The 23,899-nt window shown below is 51.3% G+C and carries 24 protein-coding genes and 3 pseudogenes; 19 read left to right on the plus strand and 8 right to left on the minus strand.

Features of this window, described 5'->3' with window-relative positions; genetic code table 11:
* Nucleotides 1–108: 108 nt before the first annotated feature.
* Nucleotides 109–945, minus strand: coding sequence for a 3-hydroxyacyl-CoA dehydrogenase family protein (locus DQM29_RS04420; RefSeq protein WP_111739491.1), 837 nt, complete (start codon nucleotides 943–945; stop codon nucleotides 109–111).
* A 348-nt stretch (nucleotides 946–1,293) separates the two neighbouring features.
* Between DQM29_RS04420 and dgoR the strand changes: the two genes are divergently transcribed.
* The 9 genes and pseudogenes from dgoR (at nucleotide 1,294) to pspE (ending at nucleotide 10,620) form a co-directional block, all read left to right on the plus strand.
* Nucleotides 1,294–1,983, plus strand: coding sequence for a D-galactonate utilization transcriptional regulator DgoR (gene dgoR / locus DQM29_RS04425; RefSeq protein WP_111739492.1), 690 nt, complete (start codon nucleotides 1,294–1,296; stop codon nucleotides 1,981–1,983).
* Nucleotides 1,980–2,863: pseudogene (locus DQM29_RS04430) on the plus strand (2-dehydro-3-deoxygalactonokinase). Before dgoR ends, DQM29_RS04430 begins: the two are co-directional and overlap by 4 nt.
* Nucleotides 2,847–3,464, plus strand: coding sequence for a 2-dehydro-3-deoxy-6-phosphogalactonate aldolase (locus DQM29_RS04435; protein ID WP_111739493.1), 618 nt, complete (start codon nucleotides 2,847–2,849; stop codon nucleotides 3,462–3,464). Before DQM29_RS04430 ends, DQM29_RS04435 begins: the two are co-directional and overlap by 17 nt.
* Nucleotides 3,461–4,609 (plus strand): galactonate dehydratase, encoded by a 1,149-nt coding sequence (gene dgoD / locus DQM29_RS04440; RefSeq protein ID WP_111739494.1) that lies wholly within the window; start codon nucleotides 3,461–3,463, stop codon nucleotides 4,607–4,609. Before DQM29_RS04435 ends, dgoD begins: the two co-directional genes overlap by 4 nt.
* A gap of 107 nt (nucleotides 4,610–4,716) precedes the next feature.
* A pseudogene (locus DQM29_RS04445) lies at nucleotides 4,717–6,029 on the plus strand (MFS transporter).
* A 384-nt stretch (nucleotides 6,030–6,413) separates the two neighbouring features.
* Nucleotides 6,414–7,336: pseudogene (locus DQM29_RS04450) on the plus strand (dihydrodipicolinate synthase family protein).
* Nucleotides 7,337–7,381: 45 nt separating this feature from the next.
* A complete protein-coding gene (locus tag DQM29_RS04455; RefSeq protein WP_111739496.1) occupies nucleotides 7,382–8,902 on the plus strand; it encodes a UxaA family hydrolase in 1,521 nt (506 codons plus the stop codon).
* 258 nt (nucleotides 8,903–9,160) lie between these two features.
* Nucleotides 9,161–10,111, plus strand: a complete 951-nt coding sequence (locus tag DQM29_RS04460; protein WP_111739497.1) for a 2-keto-3-deoxygluconate permease — start codon at nucleotides 9,161–9,163, stop codon at nucleotides 10,109–10,111.
* A 191-nt stretch (nucleotides 10,112–10,302) separates the two neighbouring features.
* A complete protein-coding gene (gene pspE / locus DQM29_RS04465; protein WP_111739498.1) occupies nucleotides 10,303–10,620 on the plus strand; it encodes a thiosulfate sulfurtransferase PspE in 318 nt (105 codons plus the stop codon).
* Nucleotides 10,621–10,634: 14 nt separating this feature from the next.
* Here the strand turns inward: pspE and DQM29_RS04470 are convergent, their stop codons facing one another.
* Together DQM29_RS04470 and btsR are read right to left on the minus strand one after the other, a co-directional pair.
* Nucleotides 10,635–11,003 carry a DUF2799 domain-containing protein gene (locus DQM29_RS04470; RefSeq protein ID WP_111739499.1) on the minus strand — a complete coding sequence of 123 codons (369 nt, stop codon included), beginning with the start codon at nucleotides 11,001–11,003 and terminating at the stop codon, nucleotides 10,635–10,637.
* Nucleotides 11,004–11,020: 17 nt separating this feature from the next.
* A complete protein-coding gene (gene btsR / locus DQM29_RS04475) occupies nucleotides 11,021–11,737 on the minus strand; it encodes a two-component system response regulator BtsR (protein ID WP_111739500.1) in 717 nt (238 codons plus the stop codon).
* 255 nt (nucleotides 11,738–11,992) lie between these two features.
* Here btsR and DQM29_RS04480 point away from each other — a divergent pair, with 255 nt between their 5' ends.
* On the plus strand, nucleotides 11,993–13,060 hold the full coding sequence (locus DQM29_RS04480; RefSeq protein ID WP_111741992.1) for a 3-deoxy-7-phosphoheptulonate synthase: 1,068 nt from the start codon (nucleotides 11,993–11,995) through the stop codon (nucleotides 13,058–13,060).
* 90 nt (nucleotides 13,061–13,150) lie between these two features.
* Nucleotides 13,151–14,272, plus strand: a complete 1,122-nt coding sequence (tyrA, locus tag DQM29_RS04485; protein ID WP_111739501.1) for a bifunctional chorismate mutase/prephenate dehydrogenase — start codon at nucleotides 13,151–13,153, stop codon at nucleotides 14,270–14,272.
* A 52-nt stretch (nucleotides 14,273–14,324) separates the two neighbouring features.
* Here the strand turns inward: tyrA and speD are convergent, their stop codons facing one another.
* From speD to DQM29_RS04505, 4 genes are all read right to left on the minus strand, one after another.
* Nucleotides 14,325–15,122 (minus strand): adenosylmethionine decarboxylase, encoded by a 798-nt coding sequence (gene speD, locus DQM29_RS04490; protein ID WP_111739502.1) that lies wholly within the window; start codon nucleotides 15,120–15,122, stop codon nucleotides 14,325–14,327.
* A gap of 41 nt (nucleotides 15,123–15,163) precedes the next feature.
* Entirely contained in the window at nucleotides 15,164–16,027 is an 864-nt protein-coding gene (speE, locus tag DQM29_RS04495; RefSeq protein WP_111739503.1) for a polyamine aminopropyltransferase, read from the minus strand.
* Between the two features lie 110 nt (nucleotides 16,028–16,137).
* On the minus strand, nucleotides 16,138–16,488 hold the full coding sequence (locus DQM29_RS04500; RefSeq protein ID WP_111739504.1) for a YacC family pilotin-like protein: 351 nt from the start codon (nucleotides 16,486–16,488) through the stop codon (nucleotides 16,138–16,140).
* A gap of 118 nt (nucleotides 16,489–16,606) precedes the next feature.
* Entirely contained in the window at nucleotides 16,607–16,930 is a 324-nt protein-coding gene (locus DQM29_RS04505; RefSeq protein ID WP_111739505.1) for a helix-turn-helix domain-containing protein, read from the minus strand.
* A gap of 417 nt (nucleotides 16,931–17,347) precedes the next feature.
* On the opposite strand from DQM29_RS04505, the gene DQM29_RS04510 reads away from it, so the two are divergent.
* The 4 genes from DQM29_RS04510 (at nucleotide 17,348) to hpt (ending at nucleotide 19,762) form a co-directional block, all read left to right on the plus strand.
* Complete coding sequence (locus tag DQM29_RS04510) at nucleotides 17,348–17,617, plus strand: YdgH/BhsA/McbA-like domain containing protein (RefSeq protein ID WP_111739506.1); 270 nt, start codon at nucleotides 17,348–17,350, stop codon at nucleotides 17,615–17,617.
* A 117-nt stretch (nucleotides 17,618–17,734) separates the two neighbouring features.
* Nucleotides 17,735–18,043, plus strand: a complete 309-nt coding sequence (locus DQM29_RS04515; RefSeq protein WP_111739507.1) for a YdgH/BhsA/McbA family protein — start codon at nucleotides 17,735–17,737, stop codon at nucleotides 18,041–18,043.
* 310 nt (nucleotides 18,044–18,353) lie between these two features.
* A complete protein-coding gene (locus DQM29_RS04520; RefSeq protein WP_111739508.1) occupies nucleotides 18,354–19,022 on the plus strand; it encodes a TetR/AcrR family transcriptional regulator in 669 nt (222 codons plus the stop codon).
* Between the two features lie 203 nt (nucleotides 19,023–19,225).
* Nucleotides 19,226–19,762, plus strand: a complete 537-nt coding sequence (gene hpt / locus DQM29_RS04525) for a hypoxanthine phosphoribosyltransferase (RefSeq protein WP_111739509.1) — start codon at nucleotides 19,226–19,228, stop codon at nucleotides 19,760–19,762.
* Between the two features lie 55 nt (nucleotides 19,763–19,817).
* Here hpt and can read toward each other — a convergent pair whose 3' ends face one another.
* On the minus strand, nucleotides 19,818–20,480 hold the full coding sequence (can, locus tag DQM29_RS04530; RefSeq protein WP_111739510.1) for a carbonate dehydratase: 663 nt from the start codon (nucleotides 20,478–20,480) through the stop codon (nucleotides 19,818–19,820).
* 365 nt (nucleotides 20,481–20,845) lie between these two features.
* Here can and DQM29_RS04535 point away from each other — a divergent pair, with 365 nt between their 5' ends.
* From DQM29_RS04535 to DQM29_RS04550, 4 genes are all read left to right on the plus strand, one after another.
* A complete protein-coding gene (locus DQM29_RS04535) occupies nucleotides 20,846–21,772 on the plus strand; it encodes an ABC transporter ATP-binding protein (protein ID WP_111739511.1) in 927 nt (308 codons plus the stop codon).
* Nucleotides 21,769–22,539 (plus strand): ABC transporter permease, encoded by a 771-nt coding sequence (locus tag DQM29_RS04540; RefSeq protein WP_111739512.1) that lies wholly within the window; start codon nucleotides 21,769–21,771, stop codon nucleotides 22,537–22,539. The genes DQM29_RS04535 and DQM29_RS04540 overlap by 4 nt, the downstream gene beginning before the upstream one ends.
* Before the next feature lie 68 nt (nucleotides 22,540–22,607).
* The gene (locus DQM29_RS04545; protein WP_111739513.1) at nucleotides 22,608–23,069 is read left to right on the plus strand and encodes a hypothetical protein; all 462 of its coding nucleotides are present in this window, start codon (nucleotides 22,608–22,610) and stop codon (nucleotides 23,067–23,069) included.
* Nucleotides 23,070–23,124: 55 nt separating this feature from the next.
* The gene (locus DQM29_RS04550) at nucleotides 23,125–23,823 is read left to right on the plus strand and encodes a DUF1287 domain-containing protein (protein WP_111739514.1); all 699 of its coding nucleotides are present in this window, start codon (nucleotides 23,125–23,127) and stop codon (nucleotides 23,821–23,823) included.
* Nucleotides 23,824–23,899 lie beyond the last annotated feature (76 nt).

Genomic DNA, 23,899 nt, shown 5'->3' on the forward strand with positions numbered 1-23,899 from the left:
GGTCATTCTTGTTCTGTTCTGTTCTGTTCTGTTCTGTTCTGTTCTGTTCTGTTTGGAATGGAGTGTTCAAAGTCGCCCATAATGCAGGCGACTCCATTACGTACTCCATCAACTGTAGCTATAAAATCCTTCTCTACTTTTCTTCCCAAGTCGACCGCCTCTGACCATCTTGCGCAGCAGCACGTGCGGGCGATATTTTGAATCGCCGGTTTCTGAATAGAGCACTTCCATAATGGCTAGGCAGACGTCCAGCCCGATAAGATCCCCCAGCGCCAGTGGCCCCATGGGATGATTAGCGCCAAGCTTCATGGCGGTGTCGATATCTTCCGCACTGGCAGTGCCGTCGGCGTAGATGCCGATGGCTTCATTCACCATTGGGATCAACACTCGGTTAACGATAAAGCCGGGAGCGTCTTTAGAGATAACGGCAACTTTGCCGACTTTTTCGACCAGCTCCTGCATTTTAGCGACAGTTTCGTCAGCAGTACCCAGACCGACGACGATCTCCACTAGCGCCATCACCGGCGCGGGGTTGAAAAAGTGCAGGCCGATGACTTGGCGATCCAGCCCGTTGCTTAATTCAGTAATAGACAGGGAAGAGGTGTTGGAAGCAAAAATGGCCTCAGGCTTACAGATCTTTTGCAGACCGCTAAAAAGCTGGCGCTTAACGTCTATCTTTTCGACCACAGCCTCGATAATCAGATCGCAGTCGGATACGGCGTCTGTCATGCCGGGAGTAATGTTGTCGGCAATAGCCTTGGCTTTCTCCGGTTCGATTTTGCCTTTTTCTACCAGCCTGCCGAGCGAGGCGATAATGCCGTTTTTCCCTTTTTCTGCGAACTCCTGCTTAATGTCACAAAGAACTACCGAGAAGCCTTCCGCAGCGGCAAACACCTGAGCAATACCCGCGCCCATAGCGCCCGCACCGATAACGCCTACTTTCATCTTGTCATCCTTTCTATTTTTCAACGGGTTACAGAGATTATTAGATTTATTTCGGCATTATACCTTCATGTGACTATGTCAACCGTGCCAGAAGGCGCAGTTTCAACACTTTCCTTCGATTTTCTCTAACGCAACCGGCGGCTTGATGCTTTTGCTGACGATCCTTTTCAAGCTTAAAAACAGGAATTGTATTTTTTGTGATCCAAATTGTAGTACAACTATAATTATATGTACTACAATGACGGCAGATAAGAGAGAAACAAGATTCATTTTGTACTGTAAAAGCGGGTGAAAATGCGTCGGTCGCGGTAAAGTAGGAACCTGTACATCTTTGACAGGAGATATTCCATGACCATGACGAAAACAGACCGAATTATCGAAGCGCTAGGGCGACAGATTGTTAGCGGAAAGTACGTTCCCGGCGCGGCGCTGCCGTCAGAAGCCGAGCTGTGCGAAGAGTTTGAAACGTCGCGCAATATTATTCGCGAAGTGTTTCGCTCACTCACCGCTAAGCGGCTGGTTGACATTAAGCGCTATCGCGGCGCTTTCGTGGCTCCGCGCAACTACTGGAACTATCTCGACACCGAGGTATTGCAGTGGGTGCTGGAACAAGACTACGACCCGCGATTGATTCGGGCCATGAGTGAAGTGCGTCACCTAGTGGAACCTGCCATCGCCCGATGGGCCGCTGAGCGGGCAACCTCAAGCGACTTAGCGCGCATTGAGGCGGCGCTCAATGACATGGTTGCTAACAATCAGGAGCGGGACGCGTTTAACGAGGCCGATATTCGCTATCACGAAGCGGTGCTGGAGTCGGTTCACAATCCGGTTTTACAGCAGCTGAGCGTTGCTATCAGTTCACTGCAGCGCGCGGTATTTGACAGAACCTGGATGGGGGATGAGGACAACATGCCGAAAACCCTTCAAGAACATAAGGCGCTATTTGACGCCATTCGTCATCAGGACGTCGACGCGGCGGAACAGGCTGCGTTGTCAATGATTGCCAGCTCAACGAAAAGGCTTAAGGAAATTACATGATATGTCGCTACATCGCTGTTGATTGGGGTTCTACGAATCTTCGCGCCTGGCTCTTTCAGGGTGAAGAATGTCTGCAAAGCAGACAGTCAGAGGCAGGCGTTACGCGTCTTAATGGTAAAACCCCCGAAGCGGTGTTAGCGGATATCACCGACGGCTGGCGTTCAGAGGGGACGCCTGTCGTGATGGCCGGTATGGTGGGCAGCAATGCCGGCTGGAAAATAGCCCCCTACCTCCCTTGCCCTGCTCGCTTTTCCGACCTGAGCAGCCATCTGATGACCGTCAAGCCCGGGGTTTATATCGTTCCCGGCATGAGCATTGATAGCGACGACAACCACAACGTGATGCGCGGCGAAGAGACCCAGCTTTTAGGGCTAGCCGCCTAATGCCTTCCTCGCTGTACGTTATGCCCGGCACCCACTGTAAGTGGGTCAAAGCCAGCGGCGACACTGTCAGCGACTTTCGCACAGTGATGACCGGCGAACTGCACCATCTTCTTTTGAATAATTCTCTGATCGGCGTAGGGATCGACGCTCAGCGTGCCAGCCCAGAGGCGTTTCGCGCTGGGCTGGAGAAGGGCATTGCGTCTGCGGATCTCCTGCCTGACCTGTTTGAAGTGCGCGCGGCGCACGTGCTGGAAGCGCTTCCTAAAAGCGACGTCAGCGAGTTTCTTTCCGGGCTGCTTATTGGCAACGAGGTTGCCGATATGGTGCGGCGTTACCAACCCGATGCAGCGCAGCCTATTACCATCGTCGCAGGGCCGTCTTTGGCCGAACGCTATCGGCAGGCGCTTTCCCTGATGGGGTTCTCCGCTCAGGTTATGGACGGCGACGCGGCATTTCAGGCAGGAATAAGGAGCATCGCCTATGCAGTGGCAAACTAGTTTACCCCTGATCGCTATTTTACGCGGAATTACGCCCGATGAAGCACAGCTTCACGTCGACGCGCTGTTGGAGGAGGGCTTCGACGCGATTGAAATTCCTCTTAATTCGCCAGACTGGCAAACCAGCATTTCTCAGGTGGTCAGAACCTCAGGCAGCCGTGCGCTGATAGGTGCGGGGACAGTGTTGAAACCAGAACAGGTGGATACGCTGGCGGAAATGGGCAGCCGTCTGGTGGTTACGCCTAATACTAACCCAGCGGTGATCCGCCGTGCGGTAGAAAAAGGCATGACGGTTTGCGCCGGATGCGCGACGGCGACCGAGGCTTTTATCGCGCTAGAGGCGGGAGCACAGTCGTTGAAGATTTTCCCTTCTTCGGCATTTGGCACGGACTACGTTAAAGCGCTGAAGGCCGTGCTGCCAGCGGACGTGCCGGTCTTCGCCGTCGGCGGCGTAACGCCGGAGAACTTATCCCAGTGGCTGAACGCAGGCTGTGCCGGCGCGGGGCTTGGCAGCGATTTGTATCGTGCGGGACAGGCCGTTAGCCGAACCCGAGAAAAGGCAAGAGCGTTTGTGAGCGCTTACAGAGAGGCAGTGAAATGAAAATAACGAAAATAACCACTTGGCGCCTGCCGCCGCGCTGGATGTTTCTGAAAATAGAAACCGACGAAGGCGTTGTAGGCTGGGGCGAGCCGGTGATTGAAGGGCGAGCGCGCAGCGTTGAAACCGCCGTCCACGAGCTGAGCGAGTTTCTTATCGGTAAAGATCCGTCTCGCATTAACGATCTTTGGCAGACCATGTACCGCGGCGGCTTTTACCGCGGCGGGCCAATCCTGATGAGCGCCATTGCTGGTATCGATCAAGCCCTTTGGGACATTAAAGGCAAAGTGCTCAACGCACCGGTTTGGCAGCTAATGGGCGGCCTGGTGCGCGATAAAATCAAAGCCTACAGCTGGGTTGGCGGCGATCGCCCGTCAGAAGTGATCGACGGTATTAAAACCCTGCGCAGCATCGGCTTTGACACCTTTAAGCTGAACGGCTGTGAAGAGCTGGGTGTGATAGACGACTCTCGCAAGGTTGATGCTGCGGTGAATACCGTTGCACAAATTCGCGAAGCGTTCGGCAATGAGATTGAGTTTGGCCTCGACTTCCACGGTCGCGTCAGTGCGGGCATGGCGAAGGTGTTGATCAAAGAGCTGGAGCCTTATCGTCCGCTGTTTATTGAAGAACCAGTACTCCCTGAGCAGGCTGAGTACTACCCGCGTCTGGCGGCACAGACCCATATTCCTCTTGCAGCTGGCGAACGCATGTTCTCTCGCTTTGAGTTTAAGCGCGTGTTTGAGGCGGGCGGTCTGTCTATTGTTCAACCAGATCTCTCTCACGCGGGCGGTATCACCGAGTGCTACAAGATCGCCGCAATGGCGGAGGCCTACGACGTTGGGTTCGCACCGCACTGCCCGCTGGGGCCGATCGCGCTGGCGGCCTGCCTGCACGTTGACTTTGTGGCTCGCAACGCCGTGCTGCAAGAGCAGAGCATGGGTATTCACTACAACAAGGGCGCAGAGCTGCTCGACTTTGTGAAAAACAAGGACGATTTCAAGATGGACGGCGGCTACTTCCATCCGCTAACCAAGCCCGGTTTAGGTGTGGACATTAACGAAGAGTTGGTTATTGAGCGAAGCAAGAACGTTGAAGACTGGCGCAACCCGCTTTGGCGTTACCCTGACGGCTCTGTGGCTGAGTGGTAGTCGTTTTACCTTAGAGCCTACTGGAATAGGCTTTTAATCGAAATTATTAAATAAAAACATCACCCTCTGTATAAACAGGGCGCGGTGAGGGGACTCATCGCGCCAAAATTTGGAGACGGACACTATGGATACTTCAGTCGCTACTGCGGCAAAACCCACGCGCCGCCGCTACCTGACGCTGCTGATGATCTTTGTTACGGTCGTTATTTGCTATGTCGATCGGGCTAACCTGGCAGTGGCTTCAGCACACATTCAGGAAGAGTTTGGTATTACTAAAACCGAAATGGGGTATATCTTTTCCGCCTTTGCCTGGCTGTATACGATTTGCCAGATCCCCGGAGGCTGGTTCCTCGATCGGGTGGGTTCACGCCTGACCTATTTTATCGCTATCTTTGGCTGGTCAGTGGCGACGCTGTTCCAAGGATTTGCCACCGGGCTGATGTCTTTGATTGGTCTGCGGGCAATCACCGGTATTTTTGAAGCCCCGGCGTTCCCGACCAACAACCGCATTGTCACCAGTTGGTTCCCCGAGCACGAGCGCGCTTCAGCGGTAGGTTTCTATACCTCCGGCCAGTTTGTCGGGCTGGCGTTTCTGACGCCGCTGCTTATCTGGATCCAGGAAGTTTTAAGCTGGCATTGGGTGTTTATCATCACCGGCGGTATCGGCATTATCTGGTCACTGGTGTGGATTAAGGTTTATCAGTCACCGCGCAAAAGCAAGGGCATCAACTCAACCGAGCTGGAGTACATCCGCAGCGGCGGTGGTCTAGTAGACGGCGATGCGCCAGTAGAGAAAAAGGCCCGCGTCCCCATGACGGCGGCTGACTGGAAGCTGGTGTTCCACCGCAAGCTGATTGGCGTTTATCTTGGCCAGTTCGCGGTAGCCTCTACCCTTTGGTTCTTCCTGACCTGGTTCCCGAACTACTTGACGCAGGAAAAGGGCATTACCGCGCTGAAGGCCGGATTTATGACCACCGTACCTTTCTTAGCAGCGTTCTGCGGCGTGCTGCTTTCTGGCTGGGTAGCGGACCGACTGGTGCGTAAGGGTTACTCCCTCGGCATCGCGCGTAAAACGCCGATTATCTGCGGTCTGCTGATTTCAACCTGCATTATGGGCGCTAACTATACTGATAACCCTGTCTGGATTATGACTCTGATGGCCGTGGCATTCTTCGGTAACGGATTTGCATCTATCACTTGGTCGTTGGTTTCATCACTGGCGCCGATGCGCCTCATCGGCCTGACCGGCGGGGTGTTCAACTTTGTCGGCGGCCTGGGCGGTATTACCGCACCGCTGGTGATTGGCTATCTGGCTCAGAGCTATGGCTTTGCCCCCGCGCTGGTTTACATCTCCATCGTGGCGCTGATCGGCGCGCTGTCCTACATTCTGCTGGTGGGGGATGTGAAGCGGGTGGGCTAAGCTATCGCATTTTTTACCCAATCTTTTTTGCTTGCTCTGGTGCGAATAGTCGCATCAGAGCTTTTTTATCCTATCTATTTGGTTTTTCCTCCGGAAATTTTCTGCTGTGTTACCGCACCTCTTTTCGTTATATGACGACCTCTAGCGTACTGATCATAAGGCCAAATGAATCTCACCTCATTGATAATCAGATCAAAAGCGATCTTTTATGACGTTAAAATATTAATGTCTGCATAATAATTTCATATAAATATTATTTAGATCACATAAATTCTAAAAAGTTATTAGTTTGAGCGAATAGTCATCGACAGCCTCTTAGATGGGGAGTAGCTTGTTTTTTGTTTGGAACATTGGTTCCGTATAAAGAACAAAAGGAGGCAGTCTATGTGTTTAAATCAATTCAAAGGTATTTTTCCACCTGTACCTACGATCGTCGATAGTCAAGGGCGACTCGATCGCGTCGGAATGGGGCCCTGATTGATAAGAGTATTCACGACGGAGCTCACGGCATGCTGATCCTTGGCAGCGGCGGGGAGTTTTGCCATATGTCGCATGAGATGAGGCTTGAGGTCGCTGAGTTTGCTTTGCAGCATGTGGCGGGAAGAGTTCCCGTCATGCTTGGTATTGCGGCACCAGGAACGGCAGAAACCGTTCAATACGGCCTGCATGCACAGTCAGTTGGCGCGTCAGCCGTGCTGGTTGTTAATCCCTACTATGCTGTTTTGAGCAGCGACTATATCTATCATCACTACCGCACTATTGGTGAAAGCCTGTCAATTCCCGTACTGCTGTACAACTTTCCTGCGCTGACTGGGCAAGATATTGGGCTAGACGTTATTGAGCGCTTGGCGCGCGATGTGCCAAATATCGTTGGGATTAAAGACACTATCGATAATATCAGCCATACGAGAGAAATTATTAACCGTGTCCACTCTTTCCGTCCTGATTTTCTTGTCTTCTCCGGCTATGACGAATACCTGCTCGATACACTCATTTTGGGTGGACACGGTGGTATTCCCGCAACCTTCAATTTTGCCCCTCAGGTGACGGGCGGAATATACCGCGCGTTTGTGGAAAAGGATTATGAAAGAGCCTTTGCGCTACAGCGAACGCTGGCCAAGCTGTCTTCTTTGTATGCCGTTGAGTCGCCGTTTTTTGGTGTAGTGAAAGAGGGGATAAAGGCAACGGGATTGAATATATCTACTGAGACTATCGCTCCTGTTCAGCGGCTTTCTGCCGATAAGGTTGAACAGGTTAAGCAGATACTGCGCTCGGCAGGTATAGAGGTAAAACAAGAAATAAAATAATAGCGGTATTTCCGTTTCTAATAAGATGAAAAAAAGGAAATTTCAATGAGCAATGTCTATCCGGTTATTAAACTGAATCCCAATGATGATGTCGTTATTGCCCGGCATCCGGTTGCAGCAGGAACCTTTCTGGCACAGGAGAGCGTCACAGTGCGAAGTGATATTCCTGAAGGCCACAAAGTGTCTTTGAGAGAGATCTCAGCCGGCGAGCCGGTAAAACGTTATGGGCAAATAATTGGTTTTGCAACGACCGATATTCACGCCGGGGACCACATTCATACTCACAATATGGGCATGGGGGATTTCACTCGCGATTATGCTTTCGGTGAAGATTTGACGTCGCTACCAGCGCCGGAAAAGATTGACACCTTTATGGGGATTCGGCGCGCCGATGGCAGAGTGGCTACCCGCAACTATATTGGCATTCTGACGTCCGTTAACTGTAGTTCAACAGTCGCTCGCGCCATTGAAGATCACTATAAAAAAGTGGGGCTAGACGGCTATCCAAACGTGGACGGTGTTGTGGCGCTTCCTCAGAGCTTTGGCTGTGCAATTGGTTTTGACAGCGAGTCAATGATGGTGATGCGGCGCACAATGAGCGGCTATGCTCGTCACGTGAACTTTGCTGGCGTCGTTATTATTGGTTTGGGGTGTGAATCTAGCCAGATAAAGGATCTGATTCGGGTCGAGGGGCTGACAGAAGGCCGCACGTTGCACACGATGACGATTCAGGAAACCGGCGGTACTCAGAAAACCATCGATAAAGGAATCAGTGTGATTTACGGAATGTTAGCAGAGGCGAACTGCGTTAAGCGTGAGCCTGTACCGGTTTCCGAACTGATGGTGGCGTTGGAGTGCGGTGGTTCCGACAGTTACTCAGGGATCTCCGCCAACCCAGTACTCGGCTACGCTGCGGATAAAATTGTGGCTCAGGGCGGTACAGCAATCCTTTCTGAAACGCCCGAAATTTATGGCGCAGAGCATCTGCTGACTCGTCGCGCTGTTTCTGCTGAAGTGGGTAATAAGCTGGTAGCCCGCATTAAGTGGTGGGAAGACTACTGCGCACGGACCCAAAGTGAAATGAACAATAACCCGTCGGCGGGCAACAAAGAGGGCGGTTTGACGACGATTCTGGAAAAATCGTTAGGGGCTATTGCTAAAGGCGGTACGTCTAATTTGGTGGATGTCTATGAATATGCTCAGCCGGTTACGGCTAAAGGGTTTGTGTTTATGGACACGCCGGGATATGACCCCGTTGCTGTGACTGGACAAATTGCCGGTGGTGCAAACATGCTGTGCTTTACTACCGGACGTGGCTCTGCATTCGGCTGTAAACCGACACCCTCCCTGAAGTTGGCAACCAACAATACGCTGTGGAAGCGGCAGGAAGAAGATATGGATATCAACTGTGGTGATGTGGTTGAAGGGGAAGAGACCATTCCTGAAGCCGGTGAGCGTCTGTATACGATGATTCTGGAAGCAGCGTCAGGTAAAAAGACGAAAAGTGAAAAGTTTGGCTACGGTGGCCTAGAGTTTGTGCCGTGGAATATTAACGCCATTATGTAATACATATTGTTATTCATTATCAATAATGCGAACGGCATCGTTATAACATTAATAACGATGCCGAATGTAACTCTGTTTTTATTTTCAGGAGATACGGCCTTTCTTTAATTAATTATTAAACCGTTTATTTAGACATGAATTTTAATCATGAAATAACGTGGGAATAAGTCATTTCTGCGATGGCTTCCTTTTAATTAAATGTCGATGCCTCGTTATTTCATTAAATATTAAAATAAAAAATGAAGGAATAATGTCATCATGATTATGAATTTCTTGAAAAGGGTTCCGGCCGGAATGATGGTCGTCCCTCTGCTTTTAGGCTGTGTAATAAATACGTTCTTTCCTGAAGCGCTGCAAATTGGCTCATTAACAACAGCAACGTTTTCAAGCAAGGCTGCGGCAACGGCAATGGGCATTCAGCTTTTCTGTTTGGGAACGACACTACAGGTTAAAGAAATGCCGCAGGTATTAAAGCGCGGTGGCGTACTGTTAATGTCGAAATTTTTAATTGGTGCTGTTATCGGTATTTTTATCGGTAAAGTGTTTGGCATGGACGGCATTCTGGGGCTGACGACACTGGCGGTGATTAGCGCAGTAACTAACAGCAATGGAAGCGTTTATTTGGCGCTGATGCAAACCTACGGCGATGATACTGACAGCGGCAGTATGGCGCTGCTGGCGCTTAACGATGGGCCTTTTTTTACCATGATAGCTTTAGGGCTGTCTGGTTTGGCAAATATCCCCATTGAGGCGCTTATCGCAACGGTTATCCCTATTATCGCAGGTATGGTTTTAGGCAATATAGATAAAAAGGTGCGCGACTTCTTCGAGCCCGCCGGTTCAGTCATGATACCTTTTGTTGGCTTTGCGCTTGGCGCAGGTATTGATCTGATGAACGTGATTAAAGGCGGCCTGCCGGGTATTGCGTTAGGGCTGATCACTATTTTTATTGGTGGCGCCTTTATTATTCTTTGCGATCGCCTTATTAGCAAAAGGCCGGGATATGCCGCCGTTGCCGTATCCACAACGGCCGGGAACGCGGTTGCGGTGCCGGCAGCGGTCGCGCTGGTCGATCCCTCTTGGGCTCCTTATGTCGGTACAGCAACAACCCAAGTGGCTGCGGCTGTAGTGGTCAGTGCCATTCTTGTTCCGATACTGACAGACCGCTGGGCGAAGAGGTTTGGCTGTCCGAAGATGCCGCTAGGTTAATAGTGGCCTATGCTGCTTAACTTCAGGCTAAAGAGCGCATAGCTTTTTGGCCTGATTTTATATAGAGCGGATTAGGTAAATTCACCTCTTTAACTAACCCCATGAAAATAATGAGATACCGCTAGCAGAACCGGTGGCTTCAAGGGCGTATAGTTTCGCCCACGTGTTTTTTACCCGTCAGGAAAGAGTGAATGTTTAAGAAGGCTTTATTAGCGGTCGCGCTGGCGTTTAGCGCCTCGGCCTTTGCCGCCGAGCATTGGATTGATGTGCGCGTTCCCGAGCAGTATCAAAGAGAGCATATTCAGGGAGCGGTGAATATTCCGCTGAAGGAGCTGACGGAGAAAATTGCCGCTCAGGTGCCGGATAAGAACGACACCGTTCACCTTTACTGTAACTCCGGTCGCCAGTCAGGGCTGGCGAAAGAGACGCTGTTGGATATGGGTTATACCCAAGTGTTTAACGATGGCGGCATCAGTCGGCTTGATATGCCTAAGGTGAAAGGCGAGTAGCGGCTCGCCTCGGGCTAATGGTCTGCGTGCTGCTGCCAGGCTTGCCGGAGTGACTCTGCGCTATCAACGCTGTCACAGCTGGCCGGGAAGGGCTTTTTCTCCTGCGCCAGCGCGGTCACTTTATCTTCTTGGCACAGTTCGGCCTGACCTTTGGCGTAGCCTTCCAGATAGGCGGTGCGGTTGACTTCCGCTTCACCGTACCACTCTGACAGGGATGCGTTGTCCTTCACGCCGCTGCCTTCAGCAGCTTCTTTGTACCCTACGTCAAACCAGACGGAAGAGCGTTCGGTCGTTTCCGATGCGTCAGCCGGAGCACTTTCACTGGCTGCGGCGCTGCAGCCAACTAACCATCCGGCCAGAAGTATGATCGTGATGTTTTTCATACGCTTTTTACTCTCTATTAGGCGATGCCGAGCTGTTCTTTCAGCGGCTTAAGATAGCGGCGGCTGACGGGAATGCGCTTTCCTGAACGGGTGACCGCTTCCGCGCTGCCGTTGTCCAACAGCTGTATTTCGCCGACGTGATCCAGATTGAGCAGATACTGACGATGGCAGCGGGTAAACGGCGTTTTTTCTTCCAGAATTTTCAGCGTGAGCTGAGTGTATCCGCTTTGATCGGTGCCGATAACGCGAACGCCGCTCAGCTCGCTGCTCAGGTATTCAACGTCGGACAGCCGCAGGAGAAAAATGCGGTTGTGGCCGTGACAGGGAATGTGCTTGAGGGCACTGTCGGTAAGCAAGTGGAAGTTTTTATTGACGGACTTAGTGCTTCTTAGGCGTTCAATGGTTTTGAGTAGCCGCTGGCCGTCGATTGGCTTGAGCAGGTAGTCAAAGGCGTGCTGTTCAAACGCTTTCACCGCGTATTCGTCATAGGCGGTGGTAAACACAATGTGCGGCATCGCGGCGGGGTCGAGCATGGCCGTCATTTCAAGCCCGCTGATCCGGGGCATCTGAATGTCGAGAAAAACCACGTCCGGCTGCAGGCGGTGGATGGCGGCAATGGCTTCCAGCGCGTTGCTGCACTCGCCGACAACGGTCAGGTTTTCAATTCCAACAAGCAGTTCCGCCAGTTCTTCCCGAGCCGGCTGCTCGTCGTCAACAATCATTGCTCTCAGCATGTTCCCTCCACAGATTTTGTTCAGTTTATCACGGCGCGGTACTTATGCGAACGCTCTCGATTGGAAAGTTATGTTTACATATTTTTATTGAAATTTTCCATATATTATGGGGTGTAAAAATAATAGTAAAAATATATTTACAATATCGGATTTAAAAGTTTACACTTAAACCCATGCCGCTAAACGCGGCCTTTGACTCTTTATCACAAGACGTTTTTACTCATCAGGGGATGGGGCTAAGGAACAACGATGATCATGCAGAAAGACAAGCTCAACAACGTAAACATCAGTGCAGAACAGGTTTTGGTGACGCCCGAAGAGCTTAAGCAGAAGTATCCCCTGAGCCAAGAGGATGAAATGAACATCTCGGCGGCACGTCAGACTATTGCCGATATTCTCCACGGTCGCGATCGCCGTCTGCTGGTGGTTTGCGGGCCCTGTTCTATTCACGACCCACAGGCTGCTCTAGACTACGCTCGCCGCCTGAAGAAGCTGGCGGACTCCACCAAAGACCGTTTGTTTATCGTGATGCGCGTTTACTTCGAAAAACCGAGAACAACCGTCGGCTGGAAAGGGCTGATTAACGACCCTCATATGGACGGCTCATTCGACGTTGAGTACGGCCTGCACGTTGCGCGCAAGCTGCTGCTAGAGCTGGTCTCTATGGGACTGCCTTTAGCGACCGAAGCGCTGGATCCGAACAGCCCGCAGTACCTTGGCGATCTGTTCAGCTGGTCAGCTATCGGTGCACGCACTACCGAGTCACAAACTCACCGTGAAATGGCGTCGGGTCTGTCAATGCCGGTCGGCTTTAAAAACGGCACAGACGGTAGCCTAGCAACAGCCATTAACGCCATGAAGGCCGCCGCTATGCCGCACCGCTTTATGGGCATTAATCAGGAAGGGCAGGTTTGCCTGCTGCAAACTCAGGGCAACGCTAACGGCCACGTTATCCTGCGCGGCGGTAAAATTCCGAACTACGATGCGCAGAGCGTGAAGGCATGCGAAGAGCAGATGAAGGCGGCAGGGCTTAATCCTTCGCTGATGATTGACTGTAGCCACGGTAACTCAAATAAAGACTTCCGCCGTCAGTCCGAGGTGGTGTTCTCTCTGCTGGAGCAGATTAAGGCAGGTAATCGTTCTATCATTGGCATGATGTTGGAAAGCAACATTCACGAGGGGAATCAGTCGTCTGAACAGTCTCGTTCCGACATGCGCTACGGCGTTTCCGTCACCGACGCCTGCATCGACTGGGAGACCACCGAGCGGCTTTTGAACAAGGTACATGAAGAGCTGGGTGAAGCAGCGCTTGTGTGTCAGTGATTTTTATCTGATTATTATTGCTCATCATTAGACCTGATGCCGCCGGAAGGCGGCATCTTTGTAAGTGTTAACCCGGGAGAGAAGACTAACATGGTGGCGGAACTGGCGGCGCTGCGCGATCGCATTGATGAAGTGGACAAAGGATTGCTCAAGCTGCTGTCTCAGCGGCTGGCGCTGGTGGCTGAAGTGGGTGAAGTGAAGAGTCAGCACGGCTTGCCCATTTATGCTCCGGACCGGGAAAGCAGCATGCTCGCTTCGCGCCGAAAAGAGGCTGAGTCCATGGGCGTTCCGCCCGACCTGATTGAGGACGTTCTGCGCCGCGTAATGCGCGAGTCTTACGCCAGTGAAAACGACAAAGGATTTAAAACCCTGAAGCCGGACATGGGGCCCATTGTTATCGTCGGTGGGCGAGGCAAGATGGGGCAGCTGTTTGGTCGGCTGTTTCAGCTATCGGGCTATCAGGTGCGCATTCTCGAGCAGGAAGACTGGCCGAACGCCGATGCGCTGTTAAAAGACGCCGGCATGGTGATCGTCAGCGTGCCCATCCATCTGACCGAAGAGGTTATTCGTAGGCTGCCGAAGCTCTCGGACGACTGTATTCTGGTGGACTTTGCCTCTATTAAGCAAAAGCCGATGGAGGCGATGTTAGAGGTACACTCTGGTCCGGTACTGGGGCTGCACCCGATGTTCGGGCCGGACGTCAGCAGTCTGGCTAAGCAGGTGATTGCCTACTGTGACGGGCGCAAGCCTGAGTCCTATCAGTGGCTGCTGGAACAGCTTCAGGTCTGGGGTTCGCGACTTCACGCTATTACGCCCGCGGAGCACGACCGCAATATGGCCTTTATTCAGGCGCTGCGCCACTTCGCCACTTTCACCTATGGGCTTAACCTGTCTCACGAGAAGGCCGAGCTGGAGCAGCTTTTAGCGCTGTCGTCACCGATTTACCGCTTAGAGCTGGCGATGATTGGCCGCCTGTTTGCTCAGGATCCTCAGCTGTATGCAGACATTATTATGTCGTCAGAAGAAAATCTGGCACTGATTAAGCGCTACTACGCTTGCTTCGGCGAAGCCGTGGCGATTCTGGAGAAGGGCGATAAAACCGCGTTTATCGATAACTTTAATCAGGTTAAAGACTGGTTTGGCGACTACGCCAGCCGCTTCCTGAACGAAAGCCGCACGCTGCTGCGACAGGCAAACGACAGCAGGCAGTAAGGGAAGTAGAAAATGTAAAGCGGCCACGCCGTTCGGCGTGGCTTCAAATAGCTTAGGCAACGTCCGGCATGTTTCTGCCGTAGTAGATTTCCTGCATTTCTTTGCGTACCAGACGAGTAATGTGCTGGCGCTCGCTCTGACTCAGGTCTTCCGGCTTGGCGTTAAACAGGTAGTGGTCGAGGTCGAACTCTTTGAGCATCATCTTGGTATGGAAAATGTTTTCCTGATACACGTTGACGTCCACCATGTGGAACTGAGAGGTAATGCTCTCAGCCATAAAGTTCTGAATTGAGTTGATCGGGTGGTCGATATAGTGCTTCACGCCGTTGACGTCGCGGGTAAAGCCGCGCACGCGGTAGTCCAGCGTCACGATATCTGATTCCAGCTGGTGAATCAGGTAGTTGAGCGCCTTGAGCGGAGAGATTACGCCGCAGGTAGACACTTCAATATCAGCGCGGAACGTGCAGATTCCTCCCTGAGGATGACTTTCAGGGTAGGTATGAACGCAGATATGGCTTTTGTCCAGATGGGCGACGACGGCCTCCGGCAGCGGGCCGGGATTCTCTGACTGATCGACGAGGCTTGGGTCGATAGGCTCTTCGCTGATGAGAATCGTCACGCTGGCGCCCTGCGGATCGTAGTCCTGACGGGCGATATTGAGAATATTGGCTCCGATGATGGAACAGGTTTCCGTCAGAATTTCCGTCAGGCGGTTGGCGTTGTACTGTTCATCAATGTAAGCAATGTACTGCTCTCTGTCGTAGTCCGTTTGGGTATAACAGATATCGTAGATACAAAAACTCAGGCTTTTGGTTAAGTTATTGAAGCCGTGTAGTTTTATTTTATGCAATTTGGTCCACCGCCTTTGTCGATAGTGAATAAAACGGGTGATTAACGGTCGTTCAACGCGTCATGTAAATACTGCGGCAGCGCAAAAGCACCCACGTGTATCGCCGGGTTGTAGTAGCGGCAGCGCAGGCCAGAGGCGCTGAACCGCGCTTCCAGCGTTGCAATATCGTGCTGGCGCAGCATCGGATTCTGGCTTGCCCAGGCGAAGGTCATGATGCCGCCGTAGTAGGTCGGGATCGCCGTCTGGTAGAAGCTGGCGTCGTCAAAATAGTGCGACAGTCTGCGCTGGCTGTTTACTGCTTCGTCCTGCTGTAGGAAGCAGACGCCGTTTTGGGCGACAAAAATGCCGTTTTCATTCAGGCAGCGCGCGCAGCCCTGATAAAAGTCAGAGGTAAACAGGCTCTCGCCGGGGCCGATAGGGTCAGTACAGTCGGAGATAATGACGTCGAACTTTTGGTCTGTCTGGCTGACGAAGTTCACGCCGTCTTCGATAACCAGATTAAAACGCGGATCGTCATAGGCGCCCGCGCTGTGGTTGGGCAAGTACTGACGGCAGAACTCCACTACGCCTGCGTCGATTTCCACCATGGTGATGTGTTCGACGCTCTGATGGCGGCACACTTCTCGAAGCATACCGCCGTCTCCGCCGCCGATGATCAACACGCGCTTGGCTTTACCATGGGCGAAAATCGGCACGTGAGCCATCATCTCATGGTAGATAAACTCGTCGCGCTCGGTGGTTTGTACTACACCATCAAGCGCCATCACGCGCCCAAGAGCGGCGTTTTCAAAGATGATCAGATCCTGATGTTCGGTTTTATTGTGATAAAGGGTTTTATCAATGGAAAAAAACTGACCAAATCCGCCGCCGTACAGCGTTTCAAACCAGATCTCTTTTTGAGACATGCGCCTTAATCCTCAATGCCGGACAAAAATTTAGCGAAATATCATAGCGGACTTGGGGCGTGGATGCACGGCAAACGGCGCATTTATGCGTATCAGATCGGCTGAGTGCCTTAGTGAGTAATAAGGCCGAACGAGTCTTTGGCGAGCCTGCGGCACTTGAGGTCTTTATCAAGAGGGATTTGCTTTAAGTCGCGGTAGCTGGCGCTACCTAGGGCTTCCATATTGAGCTGGTTATAGTTGCTCAGGTCCCAGCGGTTTTGCTGGGCAAAGTAAATCAGCGCCCGCTTGATTTCTGGGATAGGTAAATCGCCATACCCACATTCCTGTTTCAGATACAGAAAGACGGCGGTCAAGTCGGCAAGGTCTTCGGCTTCAGCTTCGGTTAGTGCCTGACTTTCAAAGGAGAACCCTGATAAAGACAGCAGCAGCAGAGGAAGGCGAAAAAAAGATTTGTGTTTCATGGCGTTGATATTCGTTACGGATACTCGGCGACGTTACCATACTGTATAGCGATGACAAATCTTTTTTATTCCTTCCCTCCGCGGCTGGCAGAAGGAAAGGGATAGGAGAGAAGAGGGGCTATGTGCGATAGCGGTAGTCTGACGGTGTTTTATCAAACATCTTTTTAAACGCTCGGGTAAAGCTCTGCTGTGAGTCAAACTGGTACTTATAGGCAATGTCCGCAATGGTTTTTCTGCTTTGCTTAAGCTCTGACGCCGCATTTTGCAGGCGCTTTTTGCGAATGTAGGTTGCCAGCGAGTCTCCGGTCGTATTTTTGAACAGCCGCTGTAAGTGCCACTGTGAGTAGCCCGCCTTGCTGGCGACGCGTTTAACGTTAAGAGGCTCCTCCAAGTGGTTTTCTATCCAGTGAGCCAGATCGTAAATAATCGTTGTTTGCAGCATAGCGTTATTTCCCTTTAGAAAACATTCCGAACCAGGGTTTCTCTCGATTCGTCTTTCGCACCGTTCAGATAAATGCGTCTCATTTATTTCGTCTTTGTACTGTACGGTACAGTATCTTGATGAAAAAAAGCCGTCAAATAAAACAGCACTAAACGTCAAAAAGAATGAGTGGGGCGAAGGAGCTGGAATGTGTGGGGTTGTAATCAAATTTGGCTATAGATGTTAAAAATTTTTAGCATTAAAAGCTAATACGGATCACATTTTTGGGTTTAGGATTTGTTCATCGTTTGAATAAAATTGATTTAGATATTTTCAATATATTAATTTAATTCAAATTGTTATGTTAATTTTTATTTTTTAATTCAATTAAATTCAATAATAAATTCAAATTTATTGAATAAAATATGAGGCAACAAAATGAAAAAGTCAGCAGCATTAATCGCTCTGTTATTCTCCCTTGGTGCAGGTTCTGCAATGGCCGCTACTCAGGTTAATAGCCAGCAGGCTCAGCAGCTACAAAGCATGGGTACCGTATCCAGTTCAGTACAGGTTGCTGACATGGATCAGGCCGTTAGCGCCATTGCGAAAAAAGCGGAAAGTATGAATGCAGGCCACTATCGCGTTATCGCAGCTAACTCTCAAGACGACTCCAACCAGTGGTGGGTTTCCGCTGAGCTGTATCGCTAATTGCGCGGGGGTATCGCCCAGAGCCGGCGTGCAATATAGGTGAGAAAAGCCGCTTTTATTTATGACTTTCCCCAGCGTATGATAGCCAAACGTTCAGCTTAATAGGTGATTGGCATCATGAAGACCACAGCGGTTCTGGCGATGTTCTTGGCTCTGTCCGTCAGCAGTATGGCGCACGCCGTGACGGAGATTTCACGTGCCGATGTGGCTGAGAAAATGCAGCTTCAGAGCATGGGCGTAATTAGCCTGTCAGTTATGGTCTCAACGCTAGATGAAGCGGTAGAGGCTATTGCTGAAAAGGCTGAGAAAGAGGGTGCCGACTATTTTCGCGTGATTGGTGCGCGTGATGCGGATGTCTCTCCTTACTGGCGCATTTCCGCTGAGATGTATCGCGCAGGCGGAACGACAGCGGCGCCGGCAAAATAGCGCGACACGTTTTTCCTTGATCCTGTCAAACGGCGGCTCAGTCCTGTGAGCCGCCGTTTTTTTACCTCTTCCGATAAGCAGCTCGCATAATCATTTCTGTTTTATTGCAATTTATTTCCTAACGAAATTAATTAATGTGCTGATTTTTATTTAGAAAAAAATTCCAGTGCCCAAAAGGCCAGTTGCGCAAACGGTGCCGGAATGCAATAAAAATACACAAATCTCTTTATGCCTGAGCAGGCACTTAGGCTCGGTAGCCCGTCGAGCACTTTTTAAGAAGATCGGTGAGGAAAAACAGGAAACGTATACGATGAAAACAAAGAAGAATGCGAAAAACGTAAACGATGAGGCTCTGGCCGATGACTCTCCAAAAATGACACGGGTGCGCGCCCGTACGTTAAACAAGCTTATGCAAGCGGCAATGACGATGCTAGAGAGTGGTAACATTCCCTCTATTACCGAGCTGGCTAACGAGGCGGGAGTATCGAGAGCGACGGCCTATCGCTATTTTCCTACCCAAAGCTCGCTGATTTCTGCCATTGTCGGGGACGTTCTGGCACCGATGCGGGCCTGGAAGCCGGAAGAGACTTCGGTGGCTGAACGCTTAGATTCGCTGCTTTCTTTTGCCTATCCTCAGTTGGAAAAGCACGAAGGGGCGCTGAGGGCGGCGCTGCGTATTTCTCTTGAACAGTGGGCAGCAAGGCGCTCTGGTAGCGAAGATGTAAGTGGAGAGCTGCCGCTGGTTCGGGGCAACCGCAAGCAGCTGTTGGAGATGGTGGCGCATCCGCTGAAGGAAAGAATGTCTGCGGCGGAATGGAACCGCATGAATCACGCTTTTTCTCTTATTTACGGTTCTGAAGTGTTTTTGGTGCTGAAAGATATTTGGGGGCTTGAGAGCCAGCAGATCCTCGACGTTGTGCGCTGGATGGGGAAAGCCATCGTTCGCCAGTCAGAGGAAGAGGCTGGCCTGACTTATTAACCTTTATGGTGTAGATCGAGTCGTACAGAGAGAAGTCGGGCGGCGATGAGCTTGCCGCCCGGCTTTTTCTCGGTGAGATTTGCCTTATTCCCCCTACGGCCGTATGTAACCGGCATGAAGATGTGTTACACTTTTCCGCCTTCCGTTTAACTACGCTTAACTCCAAAGGACGATGCGTTCGGGCTCTCCGAGCGTTTTTCACTATGAAACATATTGTTGAAACCATGATTTCCGAGCAGGAAGTAAAGGCACGTATTGCTGAGCTTGCTGCTGAAATTAACGCGCGCTATGGCGATAGCGGCAAAGAGCTGGTGCTGGTGGGGCTGCTGCGCGGCTCATTCATTTTTATGGCTGACCTGTGCCGGATGATTACCGTCCCTCACGAAGTCGACTTTATTACCGCTTCCAGCTATGGCAACAGCATGGACAGCAACCGCGACGTGAAAATCCTTAAAGATCTGGATGAAGACATCCGGGGTAAGGACGTCCTGATTGTTGAAGACATCATTGATACGGGCTATACCCTAACTAAAGTTCGCGAAATCCTGCTGCTACGAGAGCCTAATTCACTGGCGCTTTGCACTCTGCTGGACAAGCCTTCGCGTCGTGAAGTACCGGTGCCGATTGACTATATTGGTTTTTCTATCGCCGACGAGTTTGTTGTGGGGTACGGCATTGACTATGCTCAACGCTATCGTCATCTGCCCTATATTGGCAAAGTCGTTCTGCTAGACGAATAGTCTTTGCGCCTGCCCCGGCAGCGCTAGCCGTCCGGGGTAGGTCTCGCTTGCTGCGTTACTTTTCTGATTTGTCGGTGACGAGCAGGTTGGAAATGGCCTTGCGGTACAGCAGCTCGAGGGATTCGCGGCTTGACGCGCTGATTTCCAAATCGCGCAGTTTTCCGTCCTGTACGTCGTAAACCCAGCCGTGAATCAGCACTTTCTGCCCGCGCTTCCAGGCTGACTGTACGATAGTCGAATGGCCGAGGTTATACACCTGCTCCACTACGTTGATTTCACTCAGCAGGTTGGCGCGTTTTTCCGGCGGCAGCTCCCCGATCAGTGAACTGTGCTTGTACCAAAGATCGCGGATGTGCAGCAGCCAGTTGTTGATGAGCCCCAGCTCCGGGTTGTTGATGGCTGCATTGACGCCGCCGCACTCGTAGTGGCCACAGATAATGATGTGCTCAATCTCAAGGACTTCAACCGCATACTGCACAACAGAAAGGCAGTTCAGGTCGGTGTGGATAACCAGGTTGGCAACGTTACGGTGAACAAACAGCTCGCCCGGCTCAAGCCCGGTCAAGCGCTCTGCCGGTACGCGGCTGTCGGAACAGCCAATCCAGAGAAAGCGTGGCTTTTGTGACAGCGCCAGGCGTTCAAAAAATTCGGGGTCGTCCTTGCTGATACTTGCAGCCCAAACCTCGTTGTTGTGCATTAGTCTTTCAATGTCTTTCATAGGTGCTATCGCTCATTGTGTTTAACGGCGTTAATATACTCATTGTGCTTCACAGGATCGCCCAGTTGGCGACAACGCTCTGCCGAGGCTCGAATGGCTTAGAGTATACCGTGCTATGGCGGCGTTTTTTCAACGGAACCATGGTTCGTTATGACTTTTTTGGGCCGACTGTCCGGCCGAAGGGCTTGGGCAGCGTCCGTCATGAAAAAGGACGGACGCTATTTTATACCTGAATGAATTGTTTCAAAAGTGTTAATTGAATTGTTAAGCGTGACTATAACGATTAAGCTGATCGCATCTGCGCAGATGACGCGTCAATCCTGCGCCGTTCTTCTCCTCTCCCAAATAAGGTAATCCTGTTGGCTATGACGTACGCACTAGAATTATCGAAGTTATCCAAAGTGTATGCCGGCGGCGTAAAGGCGCTTAAAGGCATTGACCTGACCGTAGAGGCCGGCGATTTTTATGCACTCTTAGGCCCCAACGGCGCCGGGAAGTCGACCACCATTGGTATTATCAGTTCGCTGGTGAATAAAACGTCAGGGCAGGTGAAGGTGTTCGGTTACGATACGGACAGCGATCTGGTGAACGCCAAACGGCAGCTGGGTCTGGTGCCGCAGGAGTTTAACTTTAACCCCTTTGAGACTGTTCTACAGATTGTCGTCACTCAGGCCGGCTATTACGGCGTACCGCGGGATGTGGCGCTGGAGCGCGCAGAGACTTATCTGAAGCGCCTTGAACTGTGGGAGAAGCGCAACGAGCGCGCTATGCGACTGTCCGGCGGTATGAAGCGGCGGCTGATGATCGCTCGGGCGCTGATGCATCAGCCTAAGCTGTTGATCCTCGATGAGCCCACCGCTGGCGTTGACATTGAGCTTCGTCGTTCGATGTGGCTGTTCTTAAAAGAGCTGAACCAGCAGGGCATCACGATTATTTTAACCACCCACTATCTGGAAGAGGCAGAAATGCTGTGCCGCAATATCGGCATTATCCGGCAGGGGGAACTGGTGGAAAATACTTCTATGCGCGAGCTGCTGTCTAAGCTGAAGTCGGAAACGTTTATCCTCGACCTAGCGCCGAAAAGCCCGATCCCTCAGTTAGAAGGGTACGTCAGCCGTCTGGTAGACACTGCAACGCTGGAAGTTGACGTTGAGAGAGAGCAGGGGCTTAACGGCGTTTTCAACCAGTTGAGCGCGCAGGGTGTCGCTGTGTTAAGCATGAGAAATAAAGCGAACCGTTTGGAAGAGCTATTTGTCCACTTGGTCAACGATTATGAGGAAGAGGCAGAATGATTCGTCTGTATTGGATCGCACTGAAGAGCATCTGGATTAAGGAAGTCACTCGCTTCGCGAGGATCTGGGTTCAAACGCTGGTGCCGCCCGTTATTACCATGACCCTCTACTTCATCATTTTCGGTAACCTGATCGGTTCGCGCATCGGTGAAATGCAGGGCTTCGGCTATATGCAGTTTATTGTGCCGGGGCTGATTATGATGTCGGTGATCACTAACTCCTACTCTAACGTGGCGTCGTCGTTTTTCGGTGCCAAGTACCAGCACAGCATTGAAGAACTGCTGGTCGCGCCGGTACCAACCCACATCATTATTCTTGGCTTTGTCGGCGGCGGCGTGGCGCGAGGGGTTTGCGTTGGCGTGCTGGTTACGCTGGTATCGATGTTCTTTGTGCCGTTGGAAATCCACTCATGGTGGGCGATTGCCATAACGCTGCTGTTTACGTCGGTGCTGTTTTCTTTGGGCGGGCTGGTGAACGCGGTTTTTGCCGAAACGTTTGACGATATTAGCATTGTGCCAACGTTCGTGCTGACGCCACTGACCTACCTAGGAGGGGTCTTTTATTCACTGACTCTGCTGCCGCCTGTATGGCAAGTGATCTCCAAGGCAAACCCGATCGTGTACATGATAAGCGGTTTTCGCTATGGTTTTCTGGGTATTACCGACGTGTCGTTAACCATGACGCTGGGTGTATTGATTGCCTTTACGACAGGGTTTTATCTGCTGAGCTGGTGGCTGATTTCTCGCGGCAGAGGGCTTCGCAGCTAGTTTATTGATTTTATTCGCCACGCAATGTCTGCGTGGCTTTTTAATATTCGAACAGGGACGTTTTGATAATGAAAAAGTGCGTTTTAATCGTCGTTGCGCTTTTCACCCTTCTGCTGGCGGGATGCGAGTTTGATAAGCCAGAAATGACCACTGAACAGTTTCAAGCCGCTATGGAAGCGGAAGGTTTTACCATCGACAAGTCTAAGGATATGGACGGCAAAGGTAAGTCTGTTAAGCGCTATCTGGTGGCAGAAAAGGACGGCGTGACGGTGAATTTCTTGATATACACCAGTGTCGAGCGCGCAATTCAAGCCTATACCGGGATGGAAAAAGAGTATGAGAGTAGGAAGGCTGCGTCTAACCTCACTTCCTCCAGTAAGTTCGGCATGGGTAATTACAATAAATTTACTCTGAGATATAACGACAGGTACGTGCTGATAACTCGCATCGGCAGCACGATGATTTTTGTGGGCACTCAGGCTGACAGGCGAGAATGGATCGCTCCACTGATAGAAAAAATGGGATACTAGCGTTTTACTCACGGAAAGAAGGCTCGAGAGGGCTCAGCATGATTAGGGAGCAGGAATGAAAAGGACATCGCGTTTAGTAAAGGCTTCTTGGGCTATCCTTCTGCTTTCCAGCACAGGGCTTTTTATCTCCTATCAGGCGGTATCGGAACCTCAGCCGCCGTTGGCGGCGCCATCCTCAGGCGCGGAACGTGCTTCCCCAACTGTTTCAATCACTCCAAGTGCCGCAATCGTGCCCAAAACCAATCTGGCGCTGGGGCGCAGTGCTGAAGGTCAAATTGGCAAAACGCTGTACTATGACCCAGCTTACGTCTCTTTGTCTTATCCCAACGGTGACGTGCCGGAAGATCGGGGCGTGTGCTCTGACGTGGTTATCCGCGCTCTGCGTCAGCAGGGTGCCGATCTACAGCAGTTAGTGCATAAAGACATGAAAGCCAATTTTTCCTCTTATCCAAAGCGTTGGGGATTGAAAAAGCCCGATCCAAATATCGATCACCGCCGCGTGCCGAATCTTGAAACTTATTTTAATCGGCATAAAATGAGCAGGCCGATTTCGCAGAATTCTGCGGACTACCTGCCTGGCGACATCGTTTCCTGGCGTTTAGACAATGGATTACCCCACATCGGTATTGTGACCGATCGCTATACCTCTGACGGGCGGCCTTTAGTGGTTCACAATATAGGTTCCGGAGCTCGGGCTGAGGACATTCTTTTTTCATGGACGATTGAAGGGCACTACCGCTATTTTGCCAAATAGGCTATTTCGCCTATTCGGTGCGGGTCACTGCCTTTGCCTTTATCGCCCGGTGATGTCTGTCATTCTACTATAATAA

The organism is Leminorella richardii, assembly GCF_900478135.1.
GTDB lineage: Bacteria > Pseudomonadota > Gammaproteobacteria > Enterobacterales > Enterobacteriaceae > Leminorella > Leminorella richardii.

Bases quoted from the DNA above. Each gene is read 5' to 3' on its own strand.
- dgoR (WP_111739492.1), top strand. From the start codon at position 1,294: ATGACCATGACGAAAACAGACCGAATTATCGAAGCGCTAGGGCGACAG.
- DQM29_RS04550 (WP_111739514.1), top strand. From the start codon at position 23,125: ATGAAAAGGACATCGCGTTTAGTAAAGGCTTCTTGGGCTATCCTTCTG.
- DQM29_RS04500 (WP_111739504.1), bottom strand. From the start codon at position 16,488: ATGAAACACAAATCTTTTTTTCGCCTTCCTCTGCTGCTGCTGTCTTTA.
- dgoD (WP_111739494.1), top strand. From the start codon at position 3,461: ATGAAAATAACGAAAATAACCACTTGGCGCCTGCCGCCGCGCTGGATG.
- DQM29_RS04420 (WP_111739491.1), bottom strand. From the start codon at position 945: ATGAAAGTAGGCGTTATCGGTGCGGGCGCTATGGGCGCGGGTATTGCT.
- DQM29_RS04470 (WP_111739499.1), bottom strand. From the start codon at position 11,003: ATGAAAAACATCACGATCATACTTCTGGCCGGATGGTTAGTTGGCTGC.
- DQM29_RS04435 (WP_111739493.1), top strand. From the start codon at position 2,847: ATGCAGTGGCAAACTAGTTTACCCCTGATCGCTATTTTACGCGGAATT.
- DQM29_RS04545 (WP_111739513.1), top strand. From the start codon at position 22,608: ATGAAAAAGTGCGTTTTAATCGTCGTTGCGCTTTTCACCCTTCTGCTG.
- DQM29_RS04535 (WP_111739511.1), top strand. From the start codon at position 20,846: ATGACGTACGCACTAGAATTATCGAAGTTATCCAAAGTGTATGCCGGC.
- DQM29_RS04460 (WP_111739497.1), top strand. From the start codon at position 9,161: ATGATTATGAATTTCTTGAAAAGGGTTCCGGCCGGAATGATGGTCGTC.
- DQM29_RS04510 (WP_111739506.1), top strand. From the start codon at position 17,348: ATGAAAAAGTCAGCAGCATTAATCGCTCTGTTATTCTCCCTTGGTGCA.
- DQM29_RS04455 (WP_111739496.1), top strand. From the start codon at position 7,382: ATGAGCAATGTCTATCCGGTTATTAAACTGAATCCCAATGATGATGTC.
- DQM29_RS04505 (WP_111739505.1), bottom strand. From the start codon at position 16,930: ATGCTGCAAACAACGATTATTTACGATCTGGCTCACTGGATAGAAAAC.
- btsR (WP_111739500.1), bottom strand. From the start codon at position 11,737: ATGCTGAGAGCAATGATTGTTGACGACGAGCAGCCGGCTCGGGAAGAA.
- speE (WP_111739503.1), bottom strand. From the start codon at position 16,027: ATGTCTCAAAAAGAGATCTGGTTTGAAACGCTGTACGGCGGCGGATTT.
- pspE (WP_111739498.1), top strand. From the start codon at position 10,303: ATGTTTAAGAAGGCTTTATTAGCGGTCGCGCTGGCGTTTAGCGCCTCG.
- hpt (WP_111739509.1), top strand. From the start codon at position 19,226: ATGAAACATATTGTTGAAACCATGATTTCCGAGCAGGAAGTAAAGGCA.
- DQM29_RS04480 (WP_111741992.1), top strand. From the start codon at position 11,993: ATGCAGAAAGACAAGCTCAACAACGTAAACATCAGTGCAGAACAGGTT.
- DQM29_RS04540 (WP_111739512.1), top strand. From the start codon at position 21,769: ATGATTCGTCTGTATTGGATCGCACTGAAGAGCATCTGGATTAAGGAA.
- DQM29_RS04520 (WP_111739508.1), top strand. From the start codon at position 18,354: ATGAAAACAAAGAAGAATGCGAAAAACGTAAACGATGAGGCTCTGGCC.
- tyrA (WP_111739501.1), top strand. From the start codon at position 13,151: ATGGTGGCGGAACTGGCGGCGCTGCGCGATCGCATTGATGAAGTGGAC.
- can (WP_111739510.1), bottom strand. From the start codon at position 20,480: ATGAAAGACATTGAAAGACTAATGCACAACAACGAGGTTTGGGCTGCA.
- DQM29_RS04515 (WP_111739507.1), top strand. From the start codon at position 17,735: ATGAAGACCACAGCGGTTCTGGCGATGTTCTTGGCTCTGTCCGTCAGC.